General features: G+C 33.8%; 28 protein-coding genes and 3 tRNA genes. 2 read left to right on the forward strand and 29 right to left on the reverse strand.

The window, feature by feature from the left end:
- Positions 1 to 222 precede the first annotated feature (222 nt).
- The 5 genes from HMPREF0077_RS02740 to HMPREF0077_RS02760 are packed head-to-tail and all read right to left on the reverse strand — an operon-like array spanning position 223 to position 5,220.
- Positions 223 to 1,392, reverse strand: a complete 1,170-nt coding sequence (locus HMPREF0077_RS02740; protein WP_004836434.1) for an FAD:protein FMN transferase — start codon at positions 1,390 to 1,392, stop codon at positions 223 to 225.
- On the reverse strand, positions 1,389 to 1,856 hold the full coding sequence (locus HMPREF0077_RS02745) for a UPF0158 family protein (protein WP_004836436.1): 468 nt from the start codon (positions 1,854 to 1,856) through the stop codon (positions 1,389 to 1,391). Before HMPREF0077_RS02745 ends, HMPREF0077_RS02740 begins: the two co-directional genes overlap by 4 nt.
- A complete protein-coding gene (glgB, locus tag HMPREF0077_RS02750) occupies positions 1,846 to 3,657 on the reverse strand; it encodes a 1,4-alpha-glucan branching protein GlgB (RefSeq protein ID WP_004836437.1) in 1,812 nt (603 codons plus the stop codon). The genes HMPREF0077_RS02745 and glgB overlap by 11 nt, the downstream gene beginning before the upstream one ends.
- Entirely contained in the window at positions 3,647 to 4,276 is a 630-nt protein-coding gene (gene udk / locus HMPREF0077_RS02755) for a uridine kinase (protein WP_004836439.1), read from the reverse strand. Before udk ends, glgB begins: the two co-directional genes overlap by 11 nt.
- Positions 4,273 to 5,220, reverse strand: a complete 948-nt coding sequence (locus HMPREF0077_RS02760) for an NAD(P)-dependent oxidoreductase (protein WP_004836440.1) — start codon at positions 5,218 to 5,220, stop codon at positions 4,273 to 4,275. Before HMPREF0077_RS02760 ends, udk begins: the two co-directional genes overlap by 4 nt.
- Positions 5,221 to 5,381: 161 nt before the next feature.
- Here HMPREF0077_RS02760 and HMPREF0077_RS02765 point away from each other — a divergent pair, with 161 nt between their 5' ends.
- Complete coding sequence (locus tag HMPREF0077_RS02765) at positions 5,382 to 5,786, forward strand: VOC family protein (protein ID WP_004836442.1); 405 nt, start codon at positions 5,382 to 5,384, stop codon at positions 5,784 to 5,786.
- 28 nt (positions 5,787 to 5,814) lie between these two features.
- Here HMPREF0077_RS02765 and HMPREF0077_RS02770 read toward each other — a convergent pair whose 3' ends face one another.
- The 5 genes from HMPREF0077_RS02770 to HMPREF0077_RS02790 all read right to left on the reverse strand — a co-directional run bounded on the left by HMPREF0077_RS02770 (position 5,815) and on the right by HMPREF0077_RS02790 (position 9,122).
- Complete coding sequence (locus HMPREF0077_RS02770; protein WP_004836443.1) at positions 5,815 to 6,324, reverse strand: nucleoside deaminase; 510 nt, start codon at positions 6,322 to 6,324, stop codon at positions 5,815 to 5,817.
- Between the two features lie 53 nt (positions 6,325 to 6,377).
- A tRNA-Arg gene (locus HMPREF0077_RS02775) sits at positions 6,378 to 6,454 on the reverse strand.
- Positions 6,455 to 6,496: 42 nt separating this feature from the next.
- Positions 6,497 to 7,705, reverse strand: a complete 1,209-nt coding sequence (locus tag HMPREF0077_RS02780; protein ID WP_004836445.1) for a D-alanyl-D-alanine carboxypeptidase family protein — start codon at positions 7,703 to 7,705, stop codon at positions 6,497 to 6,499.
- Between the two features lie 6 nt (positions 7,706 to 7,711).
- On the reverse strand, positions 7,712 to 8,542 hold the full coding sequence (locus HMPREF0077_RS02785; protein ID WP_004836446.1) for an aminoglycoside 6-adenylyltransferase: 831 nt from the start codon (positions 8,540 to 8,542) through the stop codon (positions 7,712 to 7,714).
- Positions 8,532 to 9,122 carry an NUDIX hydrolase gene (locus HMPREF0077_RS02790; RefSeq protein ID WP_004836447.1) on the reverse strand — a complete coding sequence of 197 codons (591 nt, stop codon included), beginning with the start codon at positions 9,120 to 9,122 and terminating at the stop codon, positions 8,532 to 8,534. The genes HMPREF0077_RS02785 and HMPREF0077_RS02790 overlap by 11 nt, the downstream gene beginning before the upstream one ends.
- A gap of 109 nt (positions 9,123 to 9,231) precedes the next feature.
- Here HMPREF0077_RS02790 and mscL point away from each other — a divergent pair, with 109 nt between their 5' ends.
- The gene (gene mscL / locus HMPREF0077_RS02795; RefSeq protein ID WP_004836448.1) at positions 9,232 to 9,639 is read left to right on the forward strand and encodes a large conductance mechanosensitive channel protein MscL; all 408 of its coding nucleotides are present in this window, start codon (positions 9,232 to 9,234) and stop codon (positions 9,637 to 9,639) included.
- A 36-nt stretch (positions 9,640 to 9,675) separates the two neighbouring features.
- Here mscL and topA read toward each other — a convergent pair whose 3' ends face one another.
- The 19 genes from topA to HMPREF0077_RS02890 form a co-directional block, all read right to left on the reverse strand.
- Positions 9,676 to 11,730: a type I DNA topoisomerase gene (topA, locus tag HMPREF0077_RS02800; RefSeq protein ID WP_004836449.1), complete on the reverse strand. Its 2,055-nt coding sequence runs from the start codon at positions 11,728 to 11,730 to the stop codon at positions 9,676 to 9,678.
- Between the two features lie 4 nt (positions 11,731 to 11,734).
- On the reverse strand, positions 11,735 to 12,826 hold the full coding sequence (gene dprA, locus HMPREF0077_RS02805) for a DNA-processing protein DprA (RefSeq protein ID WP_004836450.1): 1,092 nt from the start codon (positions 12,824 to 12,826) through the stop codon (positions 11,735 to 11,737).
- On the reverse strand, positions 12,816 to 13,163 hold the full coding sequence (locus HMPREF0077_RS02810; RefSeq protein ID WP_004836451.1) for a YraN family protein: 348 nt from the start codon (positions 13,161 to 13,163) through the stop codon (positions 12,816 to 12,818). Before HMPREF0077_RS02810 ends, dprA begins: the two co-directional genes overlap by 11 nt.
- Positions 13,153 to 13,782 carry a ribonuclease HII gene (locus HMPREF0077_RS02815; RefSeq protein ID WP_004836452.1) on the reverse strand — a complete coding sequence of 210 codons (630 nt, stop codon included), beginning with the start codon at positions 13,780 to 13,782 and terminating at the stop codon, positions 13,153 to 13,155. The genes HMPREF0077_RS02810 and HMPREF0077_RS02815 overlap by 11 nt, the downstream gene beginning before the upstream one ends.
- The gene (ylqF, locus tag HMPREF0077_RS02820) at positions 13,779 to 14,615 is read right to left on the reverse strand and encodes a ribosome biogenesis GTPase YlqF (protein WP_040349339.1); all 837 of its coding nucleotides are present in this window, start codon (positions 14,613 to 14,615) and stop codon (positions 13,779 to 13,781) included. Before ylqF ends, HMPREF0077_RS02815 begins: the two co-directional genes overlap by 4 nt.
- 390 nt (positions 14,616 to 15,005) lie before the next feature.
- Positions 15,006 to 15,785 carry a hypothetical protein gene (locus tag HMPREF0077_RS02825; protein ID WP_004836454.1) on the reverse strand — a complete coding sequence of 260 codons (780 nt, stop codon included), beginning with the start codon at positions 15,783 to 15,785 and terminating at the stop codon, positions 15,006 to 15,008.
- A gap of 8 nt (positions 15,786 to 15,793) precedes the next feature.
- Positions 15,794 to 16,510, reverse strand: coding sequence for an ABC transporter ATP-binding protein (locus HMPREF0077_RS02830; protein ID WP_004836455.1), 717 nt, complete (start codon positions 16,508 to 16,510; stop codon positions 15,794 to 15,796).
- 114 nt (positions 16,511 to 16,624) lie between these two features.
- A complete protein-coding gene (locus HMPREF0077_RS02835) occupies positions 16,625 to 18,058 on the reverse strand; it encodes an ATP-binding cassette domain-containing protein (protein ID WP_081445712.1) in 1,434 nt (477 codons plus the stop codon).
- Positions 18,059 to 18,835: 777 nt separating this feature from the next.
- Positions 18,836 to 19,714, reverse strand: coding sequence for a helix-turn-helix domain-containing protein (locus tag HMPREF0077_RS02840; protein ID WP_040349279.1), 879 nt, complete (start codon positions 19,712 to 19,714; stop codon positions 18,836 to 18,838).
- Positions 19,715 to 19,815: 101 nt separating this feature from the next.
- The gene (rplS, locus tag HMPREF0077_RS02845) at positions 19,816 to 20,163 is read right to left on the reverse strand and encodes a 50S ribosomal protein L19 (RefSeq protein WP_004836459.1); all 348 of its coding nucleotides are present in this window, start codon (positions 20,161 to 20,163) and stop codon (positions 19,816 to 19,818) included.
- Positions 20,141 to 20,857: a tRNA (guanosine(37)-N1)-methyltransferase TrmD gene (trmD, locus tag HMPREF0077_RS02850; RefSeq protein WP_004836460.1), complete on the reverse strand. Its 717-nt coding sequence runs from the start codon at positions 20,855 to 20,857 to the stop codon at positions 20,141 to 20,143. Before trmD ends, rplS begins: the two co-directional genes overlap by 23 nt.
- The gene (gene rimM / locus HMPREF0077_RS02855) at positions 20,850 to 21,338 is read right to left on the reverse strand and encodes a ribosome maturation factor RimM (protein WP_004836461.1); all 489 of its coding nucleotides are present in this window, start codon (positions 21,336 to 21,338) and stop codon (positions 20,850 to 20,852) included. Before rimM ends, trmD begins: the two co-directional genes overlap by 8 nt.
- Positions 21,335 to 21,559 carry a KH domain-containing protein gene (locus tag HMPREF0077_RS02860; RefSeq protein ID WP_004836462.1) on the reverse strand — a complete coding sequence of 75 codons (225 nt, stop codon included), beginning with the start codon at positions 21,557 to 21,559 and terminating at the stop codon, positions 21,335 to 21,337. The genes rimM and HMPREF0077_RS02860 overlap by 4 nt, the downstream gene beginning before the upstream one ends.
- A gap of 1 nt (position 21,560) precedes the next feature.
- Complete coding sequence (gene rpsP, locus HMPREF0077_RS02865; RefSeq protein ID WP_004836463.1) at positions 21,561 to 21,806, reverse strand: 30S ribosomal protein S16; 246 nt, start codon at positions 21,804 to 21,806, stop codon at positions 21,561 to 21,563.
- A gap of 24 nt (positions 21,807 to 21,830) precedes the next feature.
- Positions 21,831 to 23,168 (reverse strand): signal recognition particle protein, encoded by a 1,338-nt coding sequence (gene ffh / locus HMPREF0077_RS02870; protein WP_004836464.1) that lies wholly within the window; start codon positions 23,166 to 23,168, stop codon positions 21,831 to 21,833.
- Between the two features lie 11 nt (positions 23,169 to 23,179).
- Positions 23,180 to 23,503 (reverse strand): YlxM family DNA-binding protein, encoded by a 324-nt coding sequence (gene ylxM, locus HMPREF0077_RS02875; RefSeq protein WP_004836465.1) that lies wholly within the window; start codon positions 23,501 to 23,503, stop codon positions 23,180 to 23,182.
- A 131-nt stretch (positions 23,504 to 23,634) separates the two neighbouring features.
- The gene (locus tag HMPREF0077_RS02880) at positions 23,635 to 24,882 is read right to left on the reverse strand and encodes a S1C family serine protease (protein WP_004836466.1); all 1,248 of its coding nucleotides are present in this window, start codon (positions 24,880 to 24,882) and stop codon (positions 23,635 to 23,637) included.
- 244 nt (positions 24,883 to 25,126) lie between these two features.
- Positions 25,127 to 25,213 (reverse strand) — tRNA-Leu (locus HMPREF0077_RS02885).
- A 3-nt stretch (positions 25,214 to 25,216) separates the two neighbouring features.
- A tRNA-His gene (locus HMPREF0077_RS02890) sits at positions 25,217 to 25,293 on the reverse strand.
- Between the last annotated feature and the right edge of the window lie 226 nt (positions 25,294 to 25,519).

A 25,519-nucleotide genomic window follows, 5' to 3' on the forward strand; every position in this document is an offset into this window, starting at 1 on the left:
GCTTAGCTAATTTTATTTTCTAAGGGCAAAAGTCCTTAAATACCAACATTTACTAAATGTTTTATGAAAAGATTTCTCGATGTTTTTAAAAAAATTCTCAATTAGCCTTTCCATGACCTAAGTATTCTACTTACTTTCTGACTTAAAATAATCTTGGATTTTTCTTTTATTTAATCTATCCAACCCAAAAAAGAGACAGATTTCTGCCTCCTTTATTTTTTCTTATTCATCTTCCATTGCCTTCCAGCCGTCTGTCTTAAATTCGTTTCCTTCTGGGTCTATCCAATAAGCTTCTACCTTATTTTCCCTTGCCTTCTTTAGACCTGTTTCATGATCTATTATAAAGAAATATGTGGATAAACTATCAGCTAGGGAGATACTGTCAGCTTGTACTGAAACTGACTTCCATCTAGTAGAAGGATATCTTGTGGCAGGGTCGATTATATGGTGATAATTCTTGCCATTTACTGTGAAAAATCTTTGATAGTCACCACTGGTTACGACTGATGTATTTTTAACTGAAACTATAGAAGAATATGGCTTATCTTTTTGGTCCAAGAAGGGATTTTGGACTGCAATTTTCCAGAGACCTTGGCTGTTGTTTGGGTTATCTCCAATAATAACATCATCTCCACCTACAGAGATTATCCCCTTAGTAAAGCCAGCTTCTTTGAGTTTTTTTGCTATTTTTTCAGTAGCAAAACCCTTACCTATAGCTCCTATGTCGATTTGTACATCTGGGTCTTTTATATAAACTGTAGAGTTTTTCTTATCTATTACTATAGAATTTATATCTTTATGATTTGCCTTTTCTGTAAGTTCTTTTTCACTTGGGATGGCAGCCTTTTCAGGATGATCTATGGACATTTCCCTATATTGATGCCACAAACCTAATAAGGAACCCATAGCTATGTTGATAGTTCCACCAGTTAGGTCATATATCTTTTCAGAATATTCTATCAATTCGATAATTTCAGGGTCTACCTTAACAGGTTCTATACCCGCCTTATCGTTTATTGTTCTAAAGTTGTTAACTCCATCAAAACTATCGTAAGAATTGTAAAGCTTGTTGTATCTATCAAGTTCCTTTTCCAAAAGCTTGCAATGCTTATCGAAACTTTTCTTATCCTTAGAGTAGGTAAGTATAGTTGTAACAGTATCGAAATATTCATAGTAGGTCTTATCTAGTTTTGGAAGCTCTTCTGAGTCATCTAAATCTACGTCGATTTCATTCTCATCTGACTTATCATCCTCGGCGTCCTTTTGGTCTTCTGCTTGACTAACTTGATTGGACTTTACTTCTTCTTTAGTTTCCTTATCCTTTGATCCATTGGCACAAGCTGCTAATAAGAAAGCCATAGCCAAGGGGTAAAATATCTTCTTTAATCTCATAATCTGTTTATATTAATTGTCTCCATATCCTTATTAACTGGGATTGATTCCTCAAGGGCCCAATTTAGCAATATATCCGCTGCTGCCTTATCTCTAAATTCATTCCAAACACCTTCAAGACCTTCTTCATAGACTATATCGAGAAATTCCTCTCTAGGAGCAATTCCTTCATAGTTATCTTGGAAGTTATCTCTTTGTTGCTTGTTTAGGCTTGCCACAAAGGCTTCTCTAAGTCTTTGCTCGTCGAGCTCATCGGCTGTTGGCAATAGCAAATAATTTTCCACATCTTGATCTATATCTATATAATTTTCCTCAATATCTTCAGGTGTTTGAATCTCCTTGTTTATCCTAATAAAATCTAAAGATTCTGTATTTAACCACATATTCTTTAGATATGAGTCTTCATCTATCAAGGTCCATTTTTCGACAAGCCATGATAGATTAATTGGTTTTCTAACTTTCATATTTCCTCACTCTTAATACGAGAGCCTCATATTCCCAAAGCTCTACTACTAAATTATTTCCTTTCTCTATTCTAATATTTCTCTTTTCCCATCTACTTCCACCATAACTTTCGGATAAGGAATCTATTACTTCTACAAATTCTAAATCCTCATCATAGTAAATGTGATAAGCGTTCTTGTAGGTGTTAGTCATATTTAAAACTACAAGGAATCTATCATCCCCCGCCCTTCTTTCGTAGGCAAAGACAGAATTGATATTATCATCTACAACCTTCCAAGTAAAGCCTTCACCCTCATAATCTTTCTCGAAAAAGGCCTTTTCATCCTTGTAGAGTTTGTTTAAGTCTTTTATAAATCTATGGAAATCATCGTGAACTGGGAATTTTAATATATCCCAATTTATTGAAGCATTTTCATTCCATTCATCAAAGGTTGCTATTTCATTACCCATAAAGTTTAGCTTTTTACCAGGGTGGGTCATCTGGTAAGTGTAGAGGAGCTTGAGCTGTTTGAATTTTTCCTCATAAGAGCCACTCATCTTATTAATCATTGCTCCCTTGAGATGAACTACCTCATCGTGACTTAATGGCAGAATAAATCTCTCATTGTAGAAATAAAACATAGAAAAATTAATTTTGCCTTGATAGTCTATCCTATTGATGGAGTCTGTCTTAAAATATCTTAGGGTATCATTCATCCAACCTAAATCCCACTTATAATCAAAACCAAGTCCGCCATCTTCGACTTTTCCTGTTACTAGCGGATAGTCAGAAGAATCTTCTGCTATAAGCATGACGTCTGGGTGGGCCTTGTGGATTGTTTCGTTAAGATCTTTTATGAAATTAATATTATCATAGTGGACTCCACGATACTTGTTGCCATTGTAGTGGATCATGTAGCTAACTGCATCAATTCTTATTCCATCGAAATGGAAATTTTCAATCCAATAAGAAAAGGCAGATTTCATAAAGCTTCTTACATGACCTTTAGAATAATCAAAATTATTTGAGCCCCACTCAGAATACTTCAAGTCTGGATAGATTGACTCATACATACCAGTTCCATCGAAGTGGTTAAGGCCAAAATAGTCGCTTGCAAAATGGACTGCTACCATATCGAGGATAACTCCTATGCCATTTTGATGGAGGATGTCGACAAACTTCTTTAGGTCGACTGGGCTTCCAAACCTAGAGCTTGTAGCGAAAAATCCGCTCGATTGATAGCCCCAGGATGGGTAGTAAGGATATTCTGTAATAGGCATGATTTCAACGTGGGTATAGTTCATTTCCTTAACATAAGCTACTAGTTTGTCAACTATATCTAAGAAGTTTACACTATTTCCATATCTAAGCCAGCTACCTATGTGAATTTCATAAATATTTAAGGGCTTATCAAAATTCTTATCCCTATTTTTTATGAAGTCATAATCATTAAAATCGTAAGTATCATCTGTGATAATACTTGCAAAATCACCTTCTTTGTCCATAGCCCTAGCAAAAGGATCTGCTTTTTCTACGAAATTTCCCTCATGGTTAATGACATATTTATAATAATCACCAACTTTAGCCTTTAATTTGGTGAAAAAATAGCCATATTTGAAATTTTTAGTCATCTTGATATTTTCCCAAGATGTAAAATCTCCTTTAATAAAAACTTCATTAGCATTTGGTGCAAGGACCCTAAATATATAATATCCGCCCCCATCATCATGGGCACCCCAAATATCAGCTCCCATAGACGAATGGCCACTTAAATAACTTTCTATAAAAGCATAATCAGTTTCAATTATATCAACCTTCATTTTCTTCCTCAATCAAATGTTTTATGTGTCTTTTTAAAATTTGAATTCCCTTTAGATTTCTAGCTCCCCTTGGAATAATAATATCTGCGTATTTTTTGCTAGGTTCTACATAGGTTTCGTGCATAGGTTTAACTTGATTAATATATTGGGTCAAGACTGATTCAATAGACCTCGCCCTTTCCTTAGTATCTCTTAGGATTCTTCTTTGAAGTCTAACGTCACTATCAGCGTCCACAAAGACCTTGGTATCGGTAATTGATCTGATTCTTTCATCATACAAGACTAAGATTCCCTCAATCAGGATAATCTTTGTAGGCTTGACTCTTATAGTTTCATCACTTCTAGTATGTTTGCTATAGTCATAAATGGGCATATCAATTTCCTTACCCTCGAGTAATTTTAATAAATCCTTATAAAATAAATCATTATCGAAGGCACCTGGATAGTCGTAGTTAAGTTTAGCCCTTTGCTCAAAGTCTATATCATCGTGGGCCTTGTAGTAGTTATCATGACCAATAACTATCAAATCATCTTTGAAGTAGGCTTCAATTTCTCTTACAATAGAGCTTTTGCCAGAAGCAGAGCCTCCAGCTATAGCTACAATTTTTACATCACTCATAATTTTATCTCATTAACAATTTGTCCATCTAAATATTTATAAAGGTTGTCAAAAACAATATTAGCCCTAATCTCCATAGCTTGCTTGGTATAGAAGGCTACGTGATTGGTAAGGATTACATTTTTAGCATTTCTTAGTGGATAATCCTCAGGAAGTGGTGGTTCCATATCGAAAACATCAATACCTGCCCTAAGTTTATCTTCGTTGAGAAGTTTAGCTATATAGTCATTATCTACTACAGCTCCCCTAGCACAATTGATTAGAACTGCATTTTCTTTCATTAAGTCAAGCTCAGCTTTACCCAAAAATCCCTTGGTTTCTTTGTTGTTTGGAATGTGGAGGGATACTATGTCACTTTCTTTTAGGAGGCTTTGAAGGTCAACATAGTCAACTCCCTTAGCCCTTACTTCTTCTTTTTCAGTCCTTGAATAAGCAATAATCTTACAACCAAAAACAGAAAGTAGGTCTATAAGTTTAGATCCAATATGGCCTGTTCCTATTACTCCAAAAGTCTTGCCCTTGATAAGCTCGCCTAGAAGGTAATTGTCGCCAGCGTTAAAAATATTTTCCCTATTTTCGTTAAACTTTCTCAAAACTCCAATAGTTAGACCGATGACAAGCTCTGCTACAGAATCATCAGAATAACCACTTGCATTTAATACCTTGATGCCCTTTTCTTTGCAAGTATCAAGAGCAATATGATCTACTCCTGTAAAGGCAACATCTATTAATTTTAAGTTGGTCTTGTTTATGACTTCACTTCTTAAAGGCTTGTTGGTTATGATGGCAATATCTGTATCTTTTAGTCTCTCGATTTTTTCTTCGTCAGTTTTTGCACTTTCCTCAAAGTATTCGAAGTCATGACCCATAGATTCGATTTTTTTCTTATTAGCTTCAATAATCTTTTTGTCAACTTCTAGTGGATCAATAAGGCTAATTTTCATTTTATGCTCCTTTATACAAAATATATATCGTTTACTTTATAATATTATACTCTTCTTGCTAATATTTAAATAGAAAAATTCATTTAGTTTAATTATTAACTATGCTTGTTTATCGACTGATATTGTGATAAATTATTAGTATAGAACAGAAAGGAATAGTTATGGCAGTAGGATTAGCTTTTACAGATGGAAAATGTATAGAGGCCCTTAAATATTATTGCAATGTCTTTGGTATTGAAGAACCTAAAAAAATAATTAGATATAGTGATTTCGAAAAATATAATCATCCAAAAGACATTAAAAATAGGATTTATAATTCCTATCTTGATATTTATAATAATAGAGTTTACTTATACGATGTTGCTAATGATAGGATGATAAAAAATGGCAACAATGTCAGAGTCGTAATAGAAACCAGCTCTGATAATCTTTACAGAGCCTATATGAACTTTAGGAAAGACTCCACTGTTACTATGGAGCCACAAAAGGTAAACAAAAAACTGTTTACAACTCTGATAGATAAATACAACATTTCATGGCAATTTATTGCAGAAATTAATGATTGATAATTTTGAAGGACCTTAAAGTCCTTTTTTATTTATCTTTCTTCTTGTTCTTTTCTCTTAGATACCTAAAAAAAGTTTGAATTTCATACAAGGCTTCTTCATCCCTGAGTCCAAATTCTGCGTCTAGATAGTGAAGTTGACTCCTATCTCCTGTTATATTGGTATTTGACCCACAAGCTCCTCTTTTATGATCTCTTATGCCTATTACTAGCCTATCTATCCTAGAATTTATTATAGCCCCTGCACACATGGAACATGGCTCCATAGTAACATACATAGTTGCTCTTTCGAGCCTAAAGTCATCTATGTAGGCACTTGCTTCTTTGATTGCCATAATTTCTGCATGCTTTAGGGCAGATTTACCCTTAAAGGTATAGTTATGACCCCTTCCTATAATCTTTCCATCTAGGACTATAACAGCTCCCACTGGGACTTCTTCGATAAATCTTGCAAGCCTTGCCTCATTAATAGCTTCACCCATAAAAAAGTAGTCTTCTTCGCTAAATTTTTCTTTATTTATCATCTCGTTTTCTAGCATCTTAGCTCCTATTTTATAAAAAAATAAGCTGTTGATAAACAACAGCCAACTTTTGGTGTACCGGAGAGGATTCGAACCTCCGACACCCGCCTTAGGAGGGCGGTGCTCTATCCAGCTGAGCTACCGATACATATAAAGGACAAAAAACAGTCCTTTATTATTATATGCTTTTTTATCTTGCAATCAATAGGTCAACTAAGAAATTAACATTATTTTCAATATTTCTGACAATTCTTGTAAAAAGGCTAGCTCTTTCGACATCACTGCCACTGACCAAATCGACTACATGGTATTTATTATCATAAGACACATCAACCTTACCCAGGATATCTCCCTTTTTGATTGGAGCCTTAATATCCTTATTGAGGGTGATTTTTGTAGCAACTTTCTTATCGTCATTGGAGATTATTGATAGATTTTCTTTTGGATATAATTCTATGTAGCCTTGTTTAGCTGATCCTACTTCTATACTATCGAGGCTTTTATTAACATCTAAGACCTTCTTGCAGGAATAAAATCTTGAAATGTAATAGATCAAATCACTCATTACACTTTCCCTAGTGTCTTTTTGGTCAGCCCCCATAACTACACCTATACATCTAAAATCATCACTTCCATCAAGCTCCTTCATATCAACAGTAGTTACTAGACAATAGCCTGCCTTATCTGTCGTTCCAGTCTTTAGGCCATCAACTCCCTTTATATCTTTTCTTAGAGGGATAGTGGAGGTTTTTCTTATGCCCTTTCCTGGAATATTTACTTCATCCATTGTTGAATATCTTAGGATATCAGGATATTTTCTAACAATAAAGGAAGATAGTTTGAACAAATCTCTTGCTGATGATTGATTTTCCTTATTATCTTTAGTTTCTATTCCACTGGCATTGTAGTATTTTTGGCTAGATAGTCCCAATTCTTTAGCCTTTTCATTCATAAGAGTTGCAAATTTTTCTTCGGAACCTGCTACTGTCTTTGCTAAAAGATAGGCACAATCATTACCGCTTACTGCTATAAGGCCTTGGAGAAGTTCTTCAACTGAGTAAGACTCCTTTTCCTTTAGACCAAGGGAGGAGTATTCCCAACTTGTTAGCTCCTCAGCCTTCTTATCGGCCTTTACGGATGTGTTAAGATTGATTTTTCCTTCTTCAATGGCATCCCTCACTAGGAGAAAAGTCATTAGCTTAGTTAATGATGCCATTGGTCTTGCTTCATCGGCGTTTTTTTCGTAATAGACATCACCTGTTTCTTCATTACCAATAAGATAAGAAGAAACATTGGAATCAAGTCCCACTACCCTAGTCTGAGCAGCAAAAATTTCTCCTGGCATTAGTAGAAAAACTAGGGTTAATAGGCTGATTAGCATTGTTTTTTTGAATTTCATCCTTACCTACCTTAAAAAAGATTCTAACTTTCTATAATTATCTCTAAGAAGCTTTAGGGTATTGACATCAGCTTCTTTGTTATAAGGAAAGCCTAGATTAGCTGCCTCTTGCATGCCAACTTTCCTAAATAAATTGCAAGCCTTAAATAGACAAGTATATATATCAACTAAGTCATTGGTATTAAAACTTAACTCCAAATCCTCCCTGTATTCCTTGCTAAGGCCGTTGATAAGATTAGAGCCATCCTTGCCCATATTCCTTAGACCATAAAATTTGTCTATTAGGTGGAAGTTTAACATCTTGATTAACTGTCTACGCAAATCTTCCATCTTAATTGAGGCAGCTATCGGATCTTTTTGGTTGATATAAAGGGAAACTTCCATGGCATTGGCGAAGAAATTATCTACGCATGACTTAAATTCATATTCTTTTGGAGTATCATGCTTAAAATCCTTGTTTGGGCTAAGATCAATTTCACCAGGCTTATTGTAGATAAACTCAATATCACTAGGTAATTTCTTTATAAAATCTTCTGCCAAATCCTTGGCTATGATTGACTCAGAAATCTTTACACCACAGGCCCTGTATAGCTCAAGTATTGTGTAATTCTGCTTGTTTTTATCAATTTCAAAGCTATTCTTGATCCTGTTAATAAGAATAATATCATCAAACAAAAATTTTAACTCTTCTTCAAGTTTGCCGATAATTATTTCATCTACAACTGTGTATAGGTCTATAAATTCGTCGTTTGTATTAGATTTTACATAGAAAATAGAGACTATGGAATCCTTATCATTACCATAATCTATAAATCTTTTTTTAATATCATCTCTCATCTATATTCCAGCTTTCTATAAAATTCTTTAATAGTCTTGCAGTTAGACCCCATATGATAGGCTTGGTATCATAAAAATAATAGTCCCTATGACCAGGCCAAAACTTGTAATTTCTTCCACCAGGTATTTTATCAAAAGGGAAGTCCTCGGGAAAATCCATCTTATAATTAGCCCTATATTTAGTAGGGGGATTTTCTTTCAAATAAAAAATATCTACTGCAAAAACAGATGCCACTTCCTCATTATACTTTATATCTTCAATATTTTTCTTAATTTTACCATAAAAACTTTTGACCTGCCTATAGGATGCATTTAAAGACATAGAAGAATATCCCATATACTCTATATCATCTATCTTTAAGTTAAGTTCCTCCATAGTCTCTCTTATGGCACAATTCTTAAAATCTTCGCCTTCCTCAAGCCTTCCACCAGGAAAAGAAACCTCCCCGGCTTGGGAAATTTTATCACTTCTTACTTCAAAAAGTATATGATCTGTACCCTTTACTTCTATTATAGGAATAAAGACTGCAAAGTTTTCTAGTTCATTATAAAATTCATCATCGACTAATAATTTTTTCATCCTAACTCCTATATAAAATAATATTAAATTAAGCTAGTAAAGTCAAATATATAATTATAATCTTTTTACTTGGGTATAAGTGTAAGGCAAGAAACAAATAGGAGGAAAAATGCTAAAAGAATTTAAAGAATTTATATCTCGTGGCAATGTAATTGACATGGCTATTGGTATAATCATGGGTTCTGCCTTTACAGCAATAGTTAAGAGCATGGTAGATGATATCTTGATGCCAATAATATCAGGTCTAACTGCTGGTATCAATTATGAGGATATAGTAGTAAATATTGGAGGAGCTAGCCTAAGGGTCGGTAACTTTATAAATGCTGTCATATCTTTTCTAATCATAGCCTTTGTTATGTTTGTAATAGTTAAGACCCTAAACTCAAGACATAAGGACGATAAAGAAGAAGAAACTGATAAAACTTGTCCTTACTGCCAATCCAAAATCCCACTTGAAGCTACAAGATGTCCACATTGCACATCAAAGCTAGACAATTACAAAAACATTAATGAATAAGCTAAAACGCTGCAGGATTCACATGCAGCGTTATTTTCATCTCTTCTTTTCTTTTATATAATCACAGGATGAACATCTGATTTCATCTGTCGATCTATTTTTCTTATGGATTAAGAGCGAACCACATTTTGGACATTTCTCTCCTGTTGGTGGGTCCCATAGGGCGAAGTCACATTTTGGATAGTTGTCGCAACCGTAAAATCTCTTTCCCCTCTTGCTAACTTTCTCTATCAGAGTTCCGTCCTTGCAGTTTGGGCACTTAACCCCAGTAGACTTGATGATGGATTTAGTAAAATCGCAAGCTGGAAAGCCAGTGCAACCTATAAACTTGCCATTTCTTCCATGTTTGATGGCTAGATTTTTGCCACACTTAGGGCATTTTTCATCGAGAACTTCATCCTTGACCTTATAGTCATTTTCGTCTTTTTTTACACCCCTCATGTCTTTTTCGAAGTCCTTGTAGAAGGCTTTGAGAGTTTCTTTCCAGAATCTTTCTCCTTCAGCTATATTATCTAGGGCATTTTCCATTTCTGCCGTAAATTCTACGTTTATAATATCATCAAAGTTTTCTTGGAGGAAGGTATTTACAGTTTTACCCAAATCTGTTGGATAGATGCTCCTTCCTTCAAATTCAACATAGTTTCTTGATATTATTTGATTGATAGTTGCTGAGTAGGTTGAAGGTCTGCCTATGCCGAATTCTTCAAGAGTTTTCACTAGAGAGGCTTCTGTGTACCTTGCTGGTGGATTGGTAAAGTGTTGGTCTTTATCTATTTTTTCTGCTCCAATAACATCTCCTTCTTTAAGTTCTGGAAGGATATTTTCATTTTCATTAGCAGAAGATAGTTTATTGAAGCCTTCAAAGAGGGTAATCTTACCATTTGTCTTAAAGATAAGAGAATTATTATCAAAGAGGACTTGGGTTGATAGGTACTCGTAGTCAGTCATTTGGCTTGCTACAACTCTTTCCCAAATCATCTTGTAAAGCTTGTATTGTTGGTCAGTTAGGTATTGTTTTATCTCTAGGGGATTTCTCCTAATTGATGTAGGTCTTATGGCCTCGTGGGCGTCTTGACTACCTTTTTTTCTTCCTTCATAGGTATTGCCCCTTGAAGCATATTCTGGCCCATACTTTTCTTTTATATATGAGAGGGCTTCTCCTACAATCTCCTTGGATATCCTATTGGCATCGGTTCTCATGTAAGTGATTAGACCAACACTACCATCTCCTACGTCAATACCCTCAAAGAGTTGTTGGGCAAGCTGCATAGTAAATTTGGTGGAAAAACCAAGCCTATTTGAAGCGTCCTGTTGGAGGGTAGAAGTCGTGTAAGGCTTTTGAGGCTTTCTACTCTTCTTAGTCTTTGTGATTTTTACGACCTTAAAATTATCCTTATCAATTTTACTAAGAACCTTATCTGCCCCACTTTCCTTAGAAATCTTAACCTTTTTATTAATTTGACCATAAAATTCCGAATCAAATTTTAGCTTATCATGCTTGTGATGGGCTGTTATTGTCCAGTATTCCTCTGGAATAAAGTCATCAATTTCCTTTTGCCTATCAACTATTAGCTTTAGGGCTACTGATTGAACACGACCTGCAGATAGGCCCGATTTGATTCTCTTCCACAAAATCGGACTTATCTCATAACCTACAATCCTATCCATTACACGTCTTGCTTGTTGGGCATCAACTAAGTTTTGATCAATTTCTCTCGGATTTCTTATAGCATTTTTTATATTTTCTTTGGTAATTTCGTGAAACTCAACTCTATTTTTCGCATGAGGATCAAGGCCTAAGAGAAATTGTAAATGCCAACTTATAGCTTCTCCTTCCCTATCCGGGTCTGTCGCAAGATAAACCTTCTCTGCCTTGTCAGCTTCCTTTTTCAATTCATTAATAGTCTTTGCTCGTCCCCTAACCTTGATGTATTCTGGTTCAAAGTCATTTTCTATATCTACACCAAATTTGCTCTTAGGAAGATCTCTTAGGTGGCCAATGGTTGCCATTACCTTGTAGTTTCTTCCAAGCATCTTGGCAATAGATTTCGCCTTGGTTGGAGATTCCACTATTACTAAGTTCTTAGCCAAATACTCACTCCTTTATAGTAAATTCATTATTTCCAATATTTTCTATATAATCCTTTAGCTCTAGTGATGTCAGTAGGAAATTAACAAGGTCTATTCCCATTTCCAAATCATAAGCTATCTTATCACTACTAGCATTAGGATTGTTCTCAATGTATCTTACCACTAAAGCCTCATCCTTATCAAGTTTTGTATAATCAAGGCTTCTTTTTGTAAAATCACTATCCAAGATAAAATCAAGCTCATCAATAATATCATCTGCATCAAGAACGAGCTTTGCTCCTTCTTGAATCATCTTATTGGTCCCCTTAGAATAAATGGAATTGATATTGCCAGGAAGGGCAAAAACTTCCCTACCCTGCTCTAGGGCACACCTTGTAGTTATCATAGTTCCAGATTTCTCCCTAGCCTCAATTACTACAGTCCCCAAGGAAATCCCTGATATAATCCTATTTCTTCTCGGAAAATTATAGGAAATTGGCTCAGTTCCTAGAGGAAATTCTGAAAGGATAAGACCACTTTCTTCTATCCTCCTATAGAGGTCCCTATTTTTTTTAGGGTAAATCTTATCAATCCCACAACCGATAACACCTATTGTTCTTTTTCCTACATCAAGGGTCGCCTTATGGCAAGTCGCATCAATCCCATAGGCAAGACCAGACACTGTAGTAATTCCAGAAAGGGCAATCTTTTCAGCCAACATCCTGCAAGCCCACTTGCCATAATCAGTACATTTTCTAGAACCAACAAAGGCTAAGGAATTTTTGTCAAGCTCTTGATTTAATTCTCCCTTGTAATACAAGATAGCCGGCCTATCTTCTATATAAATAAGGTTAGTAGGGTAAGCTTCATCTAGCATAGTCACATATTTATAATCATACTTATGAACCTTATCAAGATAAGCCCTAAAATCTTCTAAATTCTTTGCACTAAAGATTTTTTCCTTTTGTTGGTCTGTTAGGAAATCATATTCTCTTAAATCCCTCTGAAAAAAATTATCAAGATTTGTATTTTCATAAAGATTTAGGATGGTCATATTGTTAAGATATATGTAATTTAGATATAAAATAATTTCATTTTTTGTTAACTCAGAAGGCATTTTCAATATAATTAATCTCTCTACTTTCAACTACAACTTCCGCCACATCAAATCTCATCAAAAAATCTGTTAGCTTATTTTCTATTAGATAGGCCTGACTAGCTTTTATAATCTTGGCTTGTTTGCTTGGAGTAACAGCTTCGGATGGATTTTCGAAATTTCTATTTTTCCTAGTCTTTACCTCGACGAAGACTATAAAATCGTCAATTTTTGCAATAATATCAATCTCGCCGAAGGGTTTTCTATAATTTCTATCGAGAATTGTATAAGATTTTTCTCTTAGATAATCCTCTACCAAATTTTCTCCAAAATCTCCAAATTGTTTTTTATAAGTCATCAAAGCTCATCTGCCTTTCGTGAAATTTCCTTAGGAAGGTCTGTCTATGAATTGGAGTTTCTCCGTACTTTTCTAGGCCTTCATAGTGTTTCTTAGTTCCATAGCCCATATTAGTCTCAAAGCCGTAGCCTTTATAGATTTTAGAAAAGTTAATCATAATATCATCTCTTCTAATTTTTGCAAGAATTGAAGCACAGGATATAACGTATTCGTTGAGATCCCCCTTTACAATATTCATCTGAGGGAGGTCGGTATTTATCCTTTCTGCATCGATTAGGACGATTTCTGGGCGGATTTTAAGATTATTTAGGGCATCTTCCATAGCCTTGTGGGTGGCGTTTTTGATATTAAGCTTATCTATCAACAAAGAGTTGGCATAGCCATAAGCATAAGTTAGGCAATCGGCAAGGATTTTATCCTTTAGGACTAGCATCTTCTTACGAGTAAGCTTCTTTGAATCAGTAACCCCTTCTATCTTCGAATCCTTCTTCATAATAAGAGCACAAGTTACGACGGGACCTGCCAAGGGTCCCCTACCTACCTCATCAATTCCTGCTATAAGCTCATATTTTTCATGAACTTTTCTTTTTATATCATCATTGTAAGGAGAATATTTCATGGTCTTTCCAAACTAATCTTACCAAGCTTACCTGACCTAAAGTCGTTTAGGATAATATTGGCAGTTCTCGTATAATCAAAATCTCCACCAGCTATAATAGCTCCACGCTTTTTTGCTATAGCCTCATAAATTTCTAGGGCAGGGACCTCTAGTTCTATTCCATACCTATCCACAAGGGCTTCCGGCTTAATCTCCTTCATCTCCTCCAAAAATTTCAAGGTTAAATCTTCTATGTTTAAAACCTCATCTCTTATAGCGTTGGTAAAAGAAAGATGGAGGCCGATTTTTTCTTCAAACTTAGGCCACAAGATACCTGGAGTATCGAGTAGTTGGATATTTGACCCAGCCTTTATCCATTGCTTACTTTGAGTAATGCCAGGACGATTCCCTACCTTAGCTCCCTTTTTCTTAGATAGCTTGTTGATAAAGGTAGACTTACCAGAATTAGGAACACCTACTATCATCATCCTAATCAAAGGATTGTCGATATTTTTCTCTTCATTTTTCTTAAACTTATCCTTTAGGAGAATCTTTGCTTCCTTATATATCCTATCTACTGGGACATTTTCCTTAGAATTCATCAAGATAGCAGGAATCCCTTCTTCCTTAAACTTAGCTATCCATTTTTTATTCACTTCTGGATCTGATAGGTCTGATTTATTCATAATAATTATCCTTGGCTTATCAGCGATAATCTCATCTATCATGGGATTTCTAGATGAAATAGGAATCCTAGAATCGATTATCTCCAAAACCACATCCACAAGCTTTAAATTATCTATAATAATTTCCTTGGTCTTTTTCATATGCCCAGGAAACCAGTTAATATTCATAGTCATTGTTATCCTCCGTATTCTCTTCTATATATTATACATAAAATATCCGTACTTATACAAATAAAAAAACATGCGACTTAAGCCCAGATCTATAGACTAAAACTCTTATTTTAGTAGGTATATTTTTCTTGGAAATACTAGGAAATAGACTACACACAGTATCAGAAAATGGAAGCCAGATTAATAGATAGATTAGTAGTTTTTAAATATTTTCTCAGAAAATCCTTCAATACAATAACTATCCCATTCTTTTTCTTATAAGTTTTATTTTAAATTTCAACGCTTTCTAAATTGATTATTTAATTCTCCGATATATTTTTAAGCTTAAAGTTTAGTTAATTGTCTGCTTTAAATAATATCTCATGTCTTTATTACTAATACAATCAGCTAATAATTGTTAAAAGAATCGCTTGTTCTGACCCTTTTTAATAGATATCTAAAGCATATCACTCCCAGAATTATCCATACTGCATTAGAAATCAAATAATCAACTATTAAAGAGGCTTCTACACTCTGTCCCAAATACATCTGTCTCATTATTTTTATGCCCGCATTAAATGGGATTATGTTAAATAGTCTGCTTCTCACTTCGATCATATCTGATAAAAAAATCAACACTGATTGTAAAATAAATACTAGACTTCCTATTTCTTTTTCTATTAGGGATATACCTCCTAATAATAGTCCAAGTCCGTACATACCTATTAATGCAGGGAAGGCTACTAGGTAAGATAATAATATGTATAAAATATCTTTTGTATCTGCCTTTATAGATAAAATAAATATTAGGAAAATCACGAAAAAGCTTAAAAAGCTTATAAATAAATATGTAAGCATCTCAATAAAGAGTAATAGTTCTGCCGAATATTTGCTCTGCATTTTTAATTCAAGAGTTCCAGAAACAGACTGTCCCCTAATATTTGCTGAGCTCCAGCCTAGGGCAGTAGTCGATATTTGCCAAAATATAAAACCAATGAGAACTATAATTTTCCCTGAATTAATGTCTATTCCATAAGAGTCGGCAAAGGCTGAGTCAAGACCTGTTATAAATATCGAAAATAATACAATGGCGAATATTAATATATCTGTTACGAAGCTAACTTTATAACTTCTTATCTTTTTTATATCCAAACTAAGCTCGGTTTTGATTAAATTTATATAGTCCATACTATCTCCTAAATATTTGAGTTAACTTCCCTAAACTTTTCTCTTATTTCCTCATTGGTCATTTGTGAAGAATATTGATATGTATTTTTGCCTTTCGATATAAATGTATAGTTATCTGCTATATCACTTATAAAATCTAGGTCATGGGTTGAGATTATAAATTTCCTATCTGTATCTTTTGCTACTTTCAGTATTATCTTTTGTAAATTGAGCTTGGCATCTATATCTAGACCATCAGAAGGCTCATCTAAAATAATTATTTTGCTATCCGAGCACAAGCAACACAATAAGGCAGCTTTTTTCTTCTCACCAGTAGATAGATCTCCAACATTTCTATCTCTAAACTCCTCCATTGATAATAATTTGCTATAGCTTTCGTACAATTCCTTCACCTTTTTGAAATCTATTCCTTTCAAGGCTCCGAAATATCTAACATTGTCATAAACCGAATTTCTAAATCTAAGGCCCCTATCTCCTGATTGTAAGAAGGATATATTATCCCTCGCCCAGATAGGATAGTACTTATCTTGGGAAGATGAATGTATTTCTCCGCTTTCGAAATAATAAATTCCAGATATGATTTTAAGAATAGTAGTCTTACCTGCACCATTTGGACCAATTAAGGCAAAAATATTATTATTATCGAAATTAATCGTCCATGTAAAATTATCTACCGCTAGTCTATTTTTATAATATCTACTTATATTTTTTAATGTAATTTCCATAAATACTCCATTTTAAATTATTAAAAGTGTAAAATGCATGTTAATGTATATGTTTAAAATATAACGTATAAAGATAATACGATATAAAAACTTATGGCATATTTATTACCATAATTACAAATATTTAGTCTTTCTTTTGATATGAACAACTTTATCAAATTTATTAATCTTATCGTTACTCAAATTATGGGCAATCACTATTAAACTTCTCTCATCCCTAAGCAGTATATCCAATATTTTGTCAACACTTTTCCTATCGAGAGAGGAAAATGGCTCATCTAAAATAAGTATATCGCTATCCTTATAAATAGCCCTTGCTATACTTATTTTCTGCATTTCTCCGCCACTTAAATTATCTCTATCTTCATTAACCCTTGTAGTTTTATCGAAGTCTTTAATATTTAATCCATCAATTATTCTATTGTATTTTTCCTTCAAATAAACTTCATTTCCTATTATATTATTACTTATAGTATCTTCTGTTAAAATATATCTTTGACCTAAAAATGATATCCTTTTATAATATGACTCTTTATCTATGTTTTTTATGTTTATTCCATTTATAAATATGTTACCAACATGATTTCTGGAAAAATCTAGTATTGAAGAAATAAGCGTAGATTTTCCAGCTCCATTCTCCCCTACAATCAAGATTTTCTCTCCATAGTTAATTGAAAAACTAAAACTATCACTTATAGGTTCAAGTTGATATTTGCAAGCATATTCGTCCACTCTTATTTCATCTATTGTAGATATTTTAAAATCGCCCTTAGATGTATTGGACCCATTTATAATTTCAATTAGTTTTTCCCTTGTTTTCTTAGTCTTTGCAAACTTAGCATAAGTTCTGGAAAATGCATATATAGGAAGAGTTATAGAATCACAAGAAACTACAATCGCTAACAATTCAGAAATAGTGAGCTTACCATCAATAATCAAAACAACCCCTACAATATATAGACCAACCTCAATCAAACTAGCAGATGTCTGATTAATAACTTCTACCATATCTTCAGACAAATTCAACCTGAAAAGTTCCTCATTAGCTTCTATCGATGCCTTCTTAAACTTATATCTGAACTTGTCCTCTAAATTATAAATCTTTATCTCTCTAATATTATCAATACTTTCATTTAATATTTTTATGATTTTTGAAAACTTGGTATTGTATGAATATTGCTTATCTGCTAAAGTATTCGCAAGTAATTTTTGAATTATAAAAGTTAGAGTAGAGATGACTATCAAATATAGCAAAATCTTACCAGATAAGGAATATATAACTAGACTTGCACCCAGAAAAGACACTATAAAATAGACAATTTGAGTCAATCCCTGGATATAATCATTCGAAATCTGATCTATATCATTTGTAAAGATACTAGTTAAATACGATTTATCAAAGTTTAATCCATGCCTATCCAGCAAGCTTTCATAGACTCCCTCATTTAAGCATTGCTTACACATGATCATAAACTTATCCAAGTACTTTTCAGATAATAAATTAACCAAAAAGTACCCCAACAGATACAATAAGCCAGGTAATAGCAAATATCCAATATTAACTCCAGTTTATGATTTTGATAAATTGGTATAATAAATTATCAATTTAGAAAAAACTGGCCTACTCAAGGAGAATAATAACAAAAATATAAGGCTTTTGATAAACAATTTTTTATTTTTCTTAAAAAGATACACCAACATTACTACACACCTAAATATCTATAACATTTCGGATCACAACATTTATCATACTTATTATTAACAATCTTTTTTTCGACAAAACATCCCCCATTTCAAGAGTCTATTACTTCTTCTAAATTTTCTATTTTTCATATTTTCCTACTATTTTTATTATGAATATTCTCGATATAAGGATACAACAATATATTCGAATTTTCAAAGGCATATGTGCCTTTGAAAAAGTCATTAGTATTCTTTATTATATAAGGTAGACAGAGGTGATTTTATGAAAAAATTTAAATTTTTAGCCATAGTCTTAGTCATGCTATTAACACAATTTTTGTATAATATCAATTAATCTTTAGCTGATGATGAAGATAATATTATTATGATTAAATCTATTACATATAAATCTGATTATATTTAATTTTAAAAATTGACGTTTCTGGATAAATAAAATAGTCTAGCTCTTTCACTACTCTTACACTATATTAATCGTCCAATAATTATTAAAAAACTCAATTGAATCTTTTTCTCGTATTCCTGAAGTATGAAACATACTTCAGGTATATCGGGCTAAATTTCCTAGGAAAGCTTTCTACTTTTAGGGCGATATTTATTTAGATTCCATTACTACTCTTCAGTTTATACCAGTATATTTTCTATTTTTTTATTCATTAGAACCTGTAAATCTTTATTTAAGATATTTTCCAATAAGACTTTTGCTACTGTTAATGGCTCTTCATAATTTTTATGAGCTCTATAACAAGCAATAAATTTTGCAAAATATAGGTATAAAAAAGCATCTATCGATGAGTTTTCTCTTGAACATACTAGCCCTTCATTTGTTGTTTTAATAGCTTCTATATAATTTTTATTTACTATATTCCAATTAGCAAGGTTATTACAAGTAGCTATTTTTACTATTTTATCTTTATCTTGATTTTTGCACTTATTAAATATCTCCACCCTATCAATTCCCTTAAAATCTTGGGAAGTGGTTGCTATATTTAATAATATGCGGAGGTCTATGCCTTGAAGGTCTAGATTTTCGAAGTTTTTTCTTTTGATCTTACTTGAGGATAGGTCCTCGTATATTTCACTTAATTGTTCGCTAGTTACCTCACAGTTTAGATATCGTATAAATAGATCTAAGATGTCTATCTCGTATTTCCTTGCTTTTAGTTCTCTGCAATCTTTTATTAAGTCTATTTTTTCTAAAAGGTCTATTCTTATATCCTTTGTTAGAAACATTGCATTGATATCTAGTAAGTTCTTGATTTCTTCTAGTATGTAAAAACTTCCATAGATATATTTTTTGTATAGGGTTAAGATATCAATATTATATATTTTGGATAATTCAATTAGACTGTCTACGGATGGATTAAAAATTTCTCCTCTTTCTAGCCTACCTATTGTTCTTTGACTTATATCTGATATCTCTGCTACATCGGCCTGTCTTAGGCCTTTTACTTCTCTTATTTCTATTAATTTTTTGCCAAATTCTTTTCTTTCATCTGTCATCTTAGCCTCTATGTATATATGATTTAATAAAATAATATCATAAATCATGAAAATAACCAAAAAAAGACTTCTGCAAATATATTTTGCAAAAGTCCTTAATCTTAATAATTTGTTTTTTCTTTAACTTTAGCTGCCTTACCTTGACGGTCTCTAAGGTATTTAAGTTTAGCTCTTCTTACCTTACCACGTCTAACAACTCTTAGTTTTTCGATTTTTGGTGAGTGATAAGCGAAAGTTCTTTCTACTCCTACTCCGTAGCTGATTCTTCTAACTGTGAAGGTTTTGTTTACTCCACCTTCTTTGATGTAGATTACAGTTCCTTCGAAGTCTTGAAGTCTTTCCTTATCTCCCTCTTTGATTCTGTAGCTTAGTCTTACTGTATCTCCTACTCTGAAATCGTAGTTTTCTTTACGTAGATTTTCTTGTTCAATTTTTTTGATTAATTCCATCTTTGCTCTCCTCTCGTAAGAATTTTTCGTATAAATCTGGCCTAACTCTTTTTGTTTTCTCTATTGCACTTTTCCTATTCCAAGCGGCAATCTTCTTGTGATCTCCGCTAACTAATTCATTTGGCACGAAGTAGCCTCTGAAGTTTCTTGGTTTGGTGTATTCATCTTGTTGCAAGAGAGTATTGTAGTGGGAGTCTGTAGTTAAGGATTCTTTCTTTCCTACAACTCCATCTATGAATCTTGCCATTGAATCTATAAGTACCATGGCAGGTATTTCTCCACCTGTTAGGACATAGTCTCCTATAGATATTTCGTAGTCGACATAGTGGTTAGTGATTCTCGCATCAATTCCTTCGTAGTGACCACATATTATTATTAGATCTTTGATTTCTGCAAAGTCGATTGCTAATTCCTGATTTAATTTCTTGCCTGCTGCTGACATGAAGCAGACTTTTGATTGGGGTTTTTTTACAGACATCAAACAATCATAGATTACTTGTGGTTTGATAAGCATGCCGGCTGCCCCGCCGTAAACTGTATCGTCTACATGATTGTGCTTGTCATTACTAAAATCTCTTATGTCTACTAATTTTATTTCTAGTTTTTTATTTTCTATTGCTTTTCCTATTACTCCATAAGTCTTTAAGAACTCGAAGCTTTCTGGAAATAGGCTAAGTATGGTAACTCTATTCATAATCTCGTAGGTTATCTACTTCTATTTTCTTGTTTTCTATATCAACATTTTTTATAACAGATTTTAGGGCTGGTAATAAGATTTCTTTCTTGTCCATAGTTTCTATGACATAAACATCGTTTGGATAGACTCCGGTGATTACGTCTTTGACCCTACCCACTTTTTGCCCATTGGAGTAAGTGTCAAGTCCTATGAGTTTGTAGATGTAAAACTCATCTTCTTTTAATTCTCCCAAGTCTTCTTCTTCTATGGTTATGTCCTTGCCTACTAATTTTAGGGAGTCGTTTATATCATTGTACTGATCAAACTTTAGAACCATCATTCCTTTTTGATTGAAAGAATCTTCTATTGTTAGAAGCTCATCTCCTATATAAACTTTTGCTCCTTTTTTAAATCTCATTTCATTGTCGGAATAAGTCTTAACTTTGACATTTCCCCTAATGCCATGAGTTGTTATTACCTCTGCTACTGTTATTCTCATATTCTTATGTTGACCTTAACATCTTCCTTGATTGCACAAGATCGAGCTATGTTTCTTATGGAATTGATGATATTTCCACGAACTCCTATAACTCTACCCTTGTCGGATTCTGCTACATGGATAAGTATGTCTACTTCTCCGCCATTTCTATTTTCTTCGATAGAAACAGCTTCCTTATCTTCTACTAATTCTTTTACAATTAGTTCTACTAATTCTTTCATCTTATGCTAATACGTTATTGTCTTTGAATAGTTTTTCAACTATTGATGTTGGCTTTGCACCGTTCTTAATCCATTGTTTAGCTTTTTCGTTGTCAATTCTAAATTCTTTTGGATTAGAAATTGGATTGTATGTTCCAATTTCTTCGATGAACTTACCATCTCTTGGGCTTCTTGAATCTGCTACTACAACTCTGTAGAATGGTTTTTTCTTTTGTCCCATTCTCTTTAATCTAATTTTTACTGCCATTGTTTCCTCCTATTTGATTTAGGCTTAAAAGAAAGGCAACTTTGGTAATCTTCTGCCTCTTTTATTCATTTTCATGCCTGTCATTTTCTTCATCATTTTTTTCAGTTCTTTGAACTGTTTGAGCAATTTGTTAAGTTCTTTGACATCTACCCCTGAGCCCTTGGCTATTCTATCTTTTCTGCTCTTGCCAATAATCTCAGGTTTTTCTTTTTCCTCTTTGGTCATAGAATTGATTAGAGCTTCGATTCTTACAAATCCTCGATCGTCAATGTCTACTCCCTTTAGCATCTTGGAGTTTACTCCAGGAATCATCGCAAGCAAATCTTCTAGGGGGCCCATGTTCCTTATTTGTTGGATTTGCTCCATGAAGTCATCTAAGGTGTAAGTCTGCTCACGCATCTTACGCTCTAACTCCTTAGCATTTTCTAGGGAAAGTTGCTTTTCAGCTTTCTCTATCAAAGAAAGTACATCTCCCATACCTAGAATCCTATTTGCCATCCTATCTGGATGGAAAGGCTCTAGGTCTTCTAGTTTTTCTCCAACACCTATGAACTTGATAGGCTTACCTACAACTTGCCTGATTGATAGGGCTGCACCACCCCTGGCATCACCATCTAGCTTTGTTAGTATAACACCAGTTATATCTAGATAATCGTCAAAAGTCTTTGCAACATTAACCGCCTCTTGACCTGTCATAGCATCAACGACAAGAAGAATTTCATCTGGATTTACAGCTTCTTTTATATTTTTAAGCTCATCCATAAGGTCGGTGTCTATTTGTAAACGTCCAGCTGTATCGAGTATAACAACATCGTGCCTGTTAGCCCTAGCATAATCCTTGGCTTCTTTTGCAGTCTTAACTGGGTCTTGCTTATCTTTCTCAAAAACCTCAACCCCTGCATTTTTACCTACTACCTTTAATTGTTCAATAGCAGCAGGCCTATAAATATCTAGGGCAGTAAGCATAGGATTTCTATTTTCCTTCTTTAGCTTTAAAGCAAGCTTTCCCGAATGGGTTGTCTTACCTGAACCTTGAAGACCTACCATCATTACCATGTGAGGTGTAGAACCCTTTAGGTCAAGCTTGGAATTTTCCTTACCCATTAGACAAGTTAGCTCTTCGTTTACAATTTTGACTACCATCTGTCCTGGCGATAGGGAAGTCATAACATCTTGCCCAAGTGATCTTTCCTTGATTGTCTTCACAAAGTCCTTTACAACCTTGTAGTTGACATCTGCTTCTAGTAAAGAGAGCCTTATCTCTCTCATAGCGGCATCTATATCTTTTTCACTTAATTTTCCTTTTCCTGTAAGCTTTCCAAGAGTCTCCTGGAGTCTTTCCGAAAGGCCTTCAAATACCATAGCATCCCTCTCTAAATCTTATCTATTACGTCCGTTATTTTACTAATTGCTAATTCATAATTTGAACTTTCCATCAGCTCTCTTATACCAATAAGAGAATCTTTCAGTTCCTCGCGGCTTTTCAGTAAAGAAAGCTCATCTTCAAACTCAAATAATTTATCAACAGACCTTGCCATCATATCCGATATAGCTTGCTTGCTCCTAGCGGTATTATCAGCAATCTCCTGCAAAGATAAATCTTCGTTATAATAACAATTAATAACATCTCTTTGTTTTTCATTAAGAAGTGCGCCGTATATATCAAATAATTGAGCCACTTTTACTATTTTTTCCATAAAATCACCTGTCAAGTCTTTTACTTGACTTAGCTATTATACACCAAAAACATGCCTAAGTCAAGATAAAATATTGACTAAAAAAGCCCTTGCAAGCTTACTTTTCATAACTTACAAGAGCCTTAAACTATCTAAGGAAGATTGAAAAATGGATTTGAATCACTCTCATTTTCATCGTCAGTGTCGTCTTTACTATTAATTTTCTTAGGCTTAGCCTTATCAAACTCATCTATATTAGATGAATCTATATTAAACTTAACCTCAATCTCCTTCTTTGCTCCATCCCTATAAACAGTGAGTTTTGCCTTATCTCCGACAGTATATGATAAGAGGACCTTCCTAAGACTATTCATATCCTTAACATCCTTACCATCAATGGCAGTAATCACATCGCCTTTTTCTATATCACTCTTCTTATCAAAAACAGAAACTACATAAACTCCCTTATCTGTGCCGAGCTTATCAGTCTTAAAGTTTGGAACTTGTTTTAGATAATCAATTGATTGACCAGTAATACCAAGATAAACTGAATTAAACTTACCAGTCTTTCTTACCTTCTCTATAACAGGCTTAACAATATTAATAGGAATAGCAAAACCAATTCCATCGCTATTACCAGCCTTGGCAGTATTAATACCTATAAGCTCACCATTCGTATTAAGAAGAGCCCCGCCAGAATTACCAGAATTTATAGCAGCATCAGTCTGCATAAGACCATCCATGCTAACACCCGTATTAAACTTAACTGACCTATTAAGACCTGAAATAATACCACTAGTAACAGTTGATTGAAGCTCGAAGCCTAGTGGATTACCAATAGCTATAGCCTTATCACCAATACCGACCTTATCACTATCACCTAATTCAATAGCAGGAAGATTTTTCTTCTTAACCTTAATAATAGCAAGGTCTAGGGCTGCATCATTCCAAACAAGATCAGCCTCACTAGTTTTACCATCAGAAAAAAGCACATTTATCTGACTAACATTTCCATTACTTACTACATGAGAATTAGTTACAATATAACCATCCTCAGTAACAATAGAACCTGAACCAATACCTTCCACATAACCAGACTGTTGGCCGAAAAATGTATTCTGAGTAACCTCGGAAATTGTATTAATACCAACAACCGAATTTATAGACTTCTTAACAACAACAGATTCTATAGACTGATTAGCCTTAATATTAATATCTTTATTAGAAGCCTTATCCTCTTTACTTTCTATTTGCTTTGGGCTATCAGACTCTTTAAGGCTAGCTTTATCCTTTAAAACTTCCCCATTTAGGAGAAAAAATACAAGAAAGCCACCAATAATAGCTCCCAAAAAAGCAGATAAAAAACGGAAAAAAGCTCCACCTGATTTATTACTTCTCATAACTACCTCCTGTTTTACTAATAATACAAGATATTTGTGGCAATACTTTGTCAGAAATATTAAGTTAATATAAAGTTCATAAGAAAATACGAACCTAAAATAAATATATGGTTAATCACTCACCAGTCAAGAAGAAATAACTAACTATAAAAATCTTTAATCAACACAAATATCCCCCTAGCAACTCATAAATCCTCCATACTTGTAAGCACAAAAAAAGACGCTGATTTCTCAACGTCGTTACTGGTGCGGGATAAAGGAGTTGAACCTTCACGAGAAAATTCCCACTAGATCCTAAGTCTAGCGCGTCTGCCAATTCCGCCAATCCCGCATATGGGGTGAGTAGTGAGATTCGAACTCACGGCCTCCTGGGCCACAACCAGGTGTCTTAACCAACTGGACCATACCCACCAAGCCATCACTATTTCATGATACCATCTATGAAGTAGCTTGTCAAGTTTTTCTAACAATTATTTATATTTTTTAAGTATTTAATTGCTTTATCTCTCTCTCAACAATATTTATAATACCATGTTTTTTATTTTCGTGCAAGTTTTTTTAGAAAGTTTTTATTTTTTGGCTTATGTAGTAGAATATGAGTAGAGGTGAATTATGAACAGTAGAAAAACTATACTTA

The sequence above is a fragment of the Anaerococcus tetradius ATCC 35098 genome (genome assembly GCF_000159095.1).
Lineage (GTDB): Bacteria > Bacillota > Clostridia > Tissierellales > Peptoniphilaceae > Anaerococcus > Anaerococcus tetradius.

Excerpts from the sequence above, each read along its gene's own strand:
- HMPREF0077_RS02740 (WP_004836434.1), bottom strand. The coding sequence starts at position 1,392 with ATGAGATTAAAGAAGATATTTTACCCCTTGGCTATGGCTTTCTTATTA.
- HMPREF0077_RS02745 (WP_004836436.1), bottom strand. The coding sequence starts at position 1,856 with ATGAAAGTTAGAAAACCAATTAATCTATCATGGCTTGTCGAAAAATGG.
- glgB (WP_004836437.1), bottom strand. The coding sequence starts at position 3,657 with ATGAAGGTTGATATAATTGAAACTGATTATGCTTTTATAGAAAGTTAT.
- udk (WP_004836439.1), bottom strand. The coding sequence starts at position 4,276 with ATGAGTGATGTAAAAATTGTAGCTATAGCTGGAGGCTCTGCTTCTGGC.
- HMPREF0077_RS02760 (WP_004836440.1), bottom strand. The coding sequence starts at position 5,220 with ATGAAAATTAGCCTTATTGATCCACTAGAAGTTGACAAAAAGATTATT.
- HMPREF0077_RS02765 (WP_004836442.1), top strand. The coding sequence starts at position 5,382 with ATGGCAGTAGGATTAGCTTTTACAGATGGAAAATGTATAGAGGCCCTT.
- HMPREF0077_RS02770 (WP_004836443.1), bottom strand. The coding sequence starts at position 6,324 with ATGCTAGAAAACGAGATGATAAATAAAGAAAAATTTAGCGAAGAAGAC.
- HMPREF0077_RS02780 (WP_004836445.1), bottom strand. The coding sequence starts at position 7,705 with ATGAAATTCAAAAAAACAATGCTAATCAGCCTATTAACCCTAGTTTTT.
- HMPREF0077_RS02785 (WP_004836446.1), bottom strand. The coding sequence starts at position 8,542 with ATGAGAGATGATATTAAAAAAAGATTTATAGATTATGGTAATGATAAG.
- HMPREF0077_RS02790 (WP_004836447.1), bottom strand. The coding sequence starts at position 9,122 with ATGAAAAAATTATTAGTCGATGATGAATTTTATAATGAACTAGAAAAC.
- mscL (WP_004836448.1), top strand. The coding sequence starts at position 9,232 with ATGCTAAAAGAATTTAAAGAATTTATATCTCGTGGCAATGTAATTGAC.
- dprA (WP_004836450.1), bottom strand. The coding sequence starts at position 12,826 with ATGCCTTCTGAGTTAACAAAAAATGAAATTATTTTATATCTAAATTAC.
- HMPREF0077_RS02810 (WP_004836451.1), bottom strand. The coding sequence starts at position 13,163 with ATGACTTATAAAAAACAATTTGGAGATTTTGGAGAAAATTTGGTAGAG.
- HMPREF0077_RS02815 (WP_004836452.1), bottom strand. The coding sequence starts at position 13,782 with ATGAAATATTCTCCTTACAATGATGATATAAAAAGAAAAGTTCATGAA.
- ylqF (WP_040349339.1), bottom strand. The coding sequence starts at position 14,615 with ATGAATATTAACTGGTTTCCTGGGCATATGAAAAAGACCAAGGAAATT.
- HMPREF0077_RS02825 (WP_004836454.1), bottom strand. The coding sequence starts at position 15,785 with ATGGACTATATAAATTTAATCAAAACCGAGCTTAGTTTGGATATAAAA.
- HMPREF0077_RS02830 (WP_004836455.1), bottom strand. The coding sequence starts at position 16,510 with ATGGAAATTACATTAAAAAATATAAGTAGATATTATAAAAATAGACTA.
- HMPREF0077_RS02840 (WP_040349279.1), bottom strand. The coding sequence starts at position 19,714 with ATGACAGATGAAAGAAAAGAATTTGGCAAAAAATTAATAGAAATAAGA.
- rplS (WP_004836459.1), bottom strand. The coding sequence starts at position 20,163 with ATGGAATTAATCAAAAAAATTGAACAAGAAAATCTACGTAAAGAAAAC.
- trmD (WP_004836460.1), bottom strand. The coding sequence starts at position 20,857 with ATGAATAGAGTTACCATACTTAGCCTATTTCCAGAAAGCTTCGAGTTC.
- rimM (WP_004836461.1), bottom strand. The coding sequence starts at position 21,338 with ATGAGAATAACAGTAGCAGAGGTAATAACAACTCATGGCATTAGGGGA.
- HMPREF0077_RS02860 (WP_004836462.1), bottom strand. The coding sequence starts at position 21,559 with ATGAAAGAATTAGTAGAACTAATTGTAAAAGAATTAGTAGAAGATAAG.
- rpsP (WP_004836463.1), bottom strand. The coding sequence starts at position 21,806 with ATGGCAGTAAAAATTAGATTAAAGAGAATGGGACAAAAGAAAAAACCA.
- ffh (WP_004836464.1), bottom strand. The coding sequence starts at position 23,168 with ATGGTATTTGAAGGCCTTTCGGAAAGACTCCAGGAGACTCTTGGAAAG.
- ylxM (WP_004836465.1), bottom strand. The coding sequence starts at position 23,503 with ATGGAAAAAATAGTAAAAGTGGCTCAATTATTTGATATATACGGCGCA.
- HMPREF0077_RS02880 (WP_004836466.1), bottom strand. The coding sequence starts at position 24,882 with ATGAGAAGTAATAAATCAGGTGGAGCTTTTTTCCGTTTTTTATCTGCT.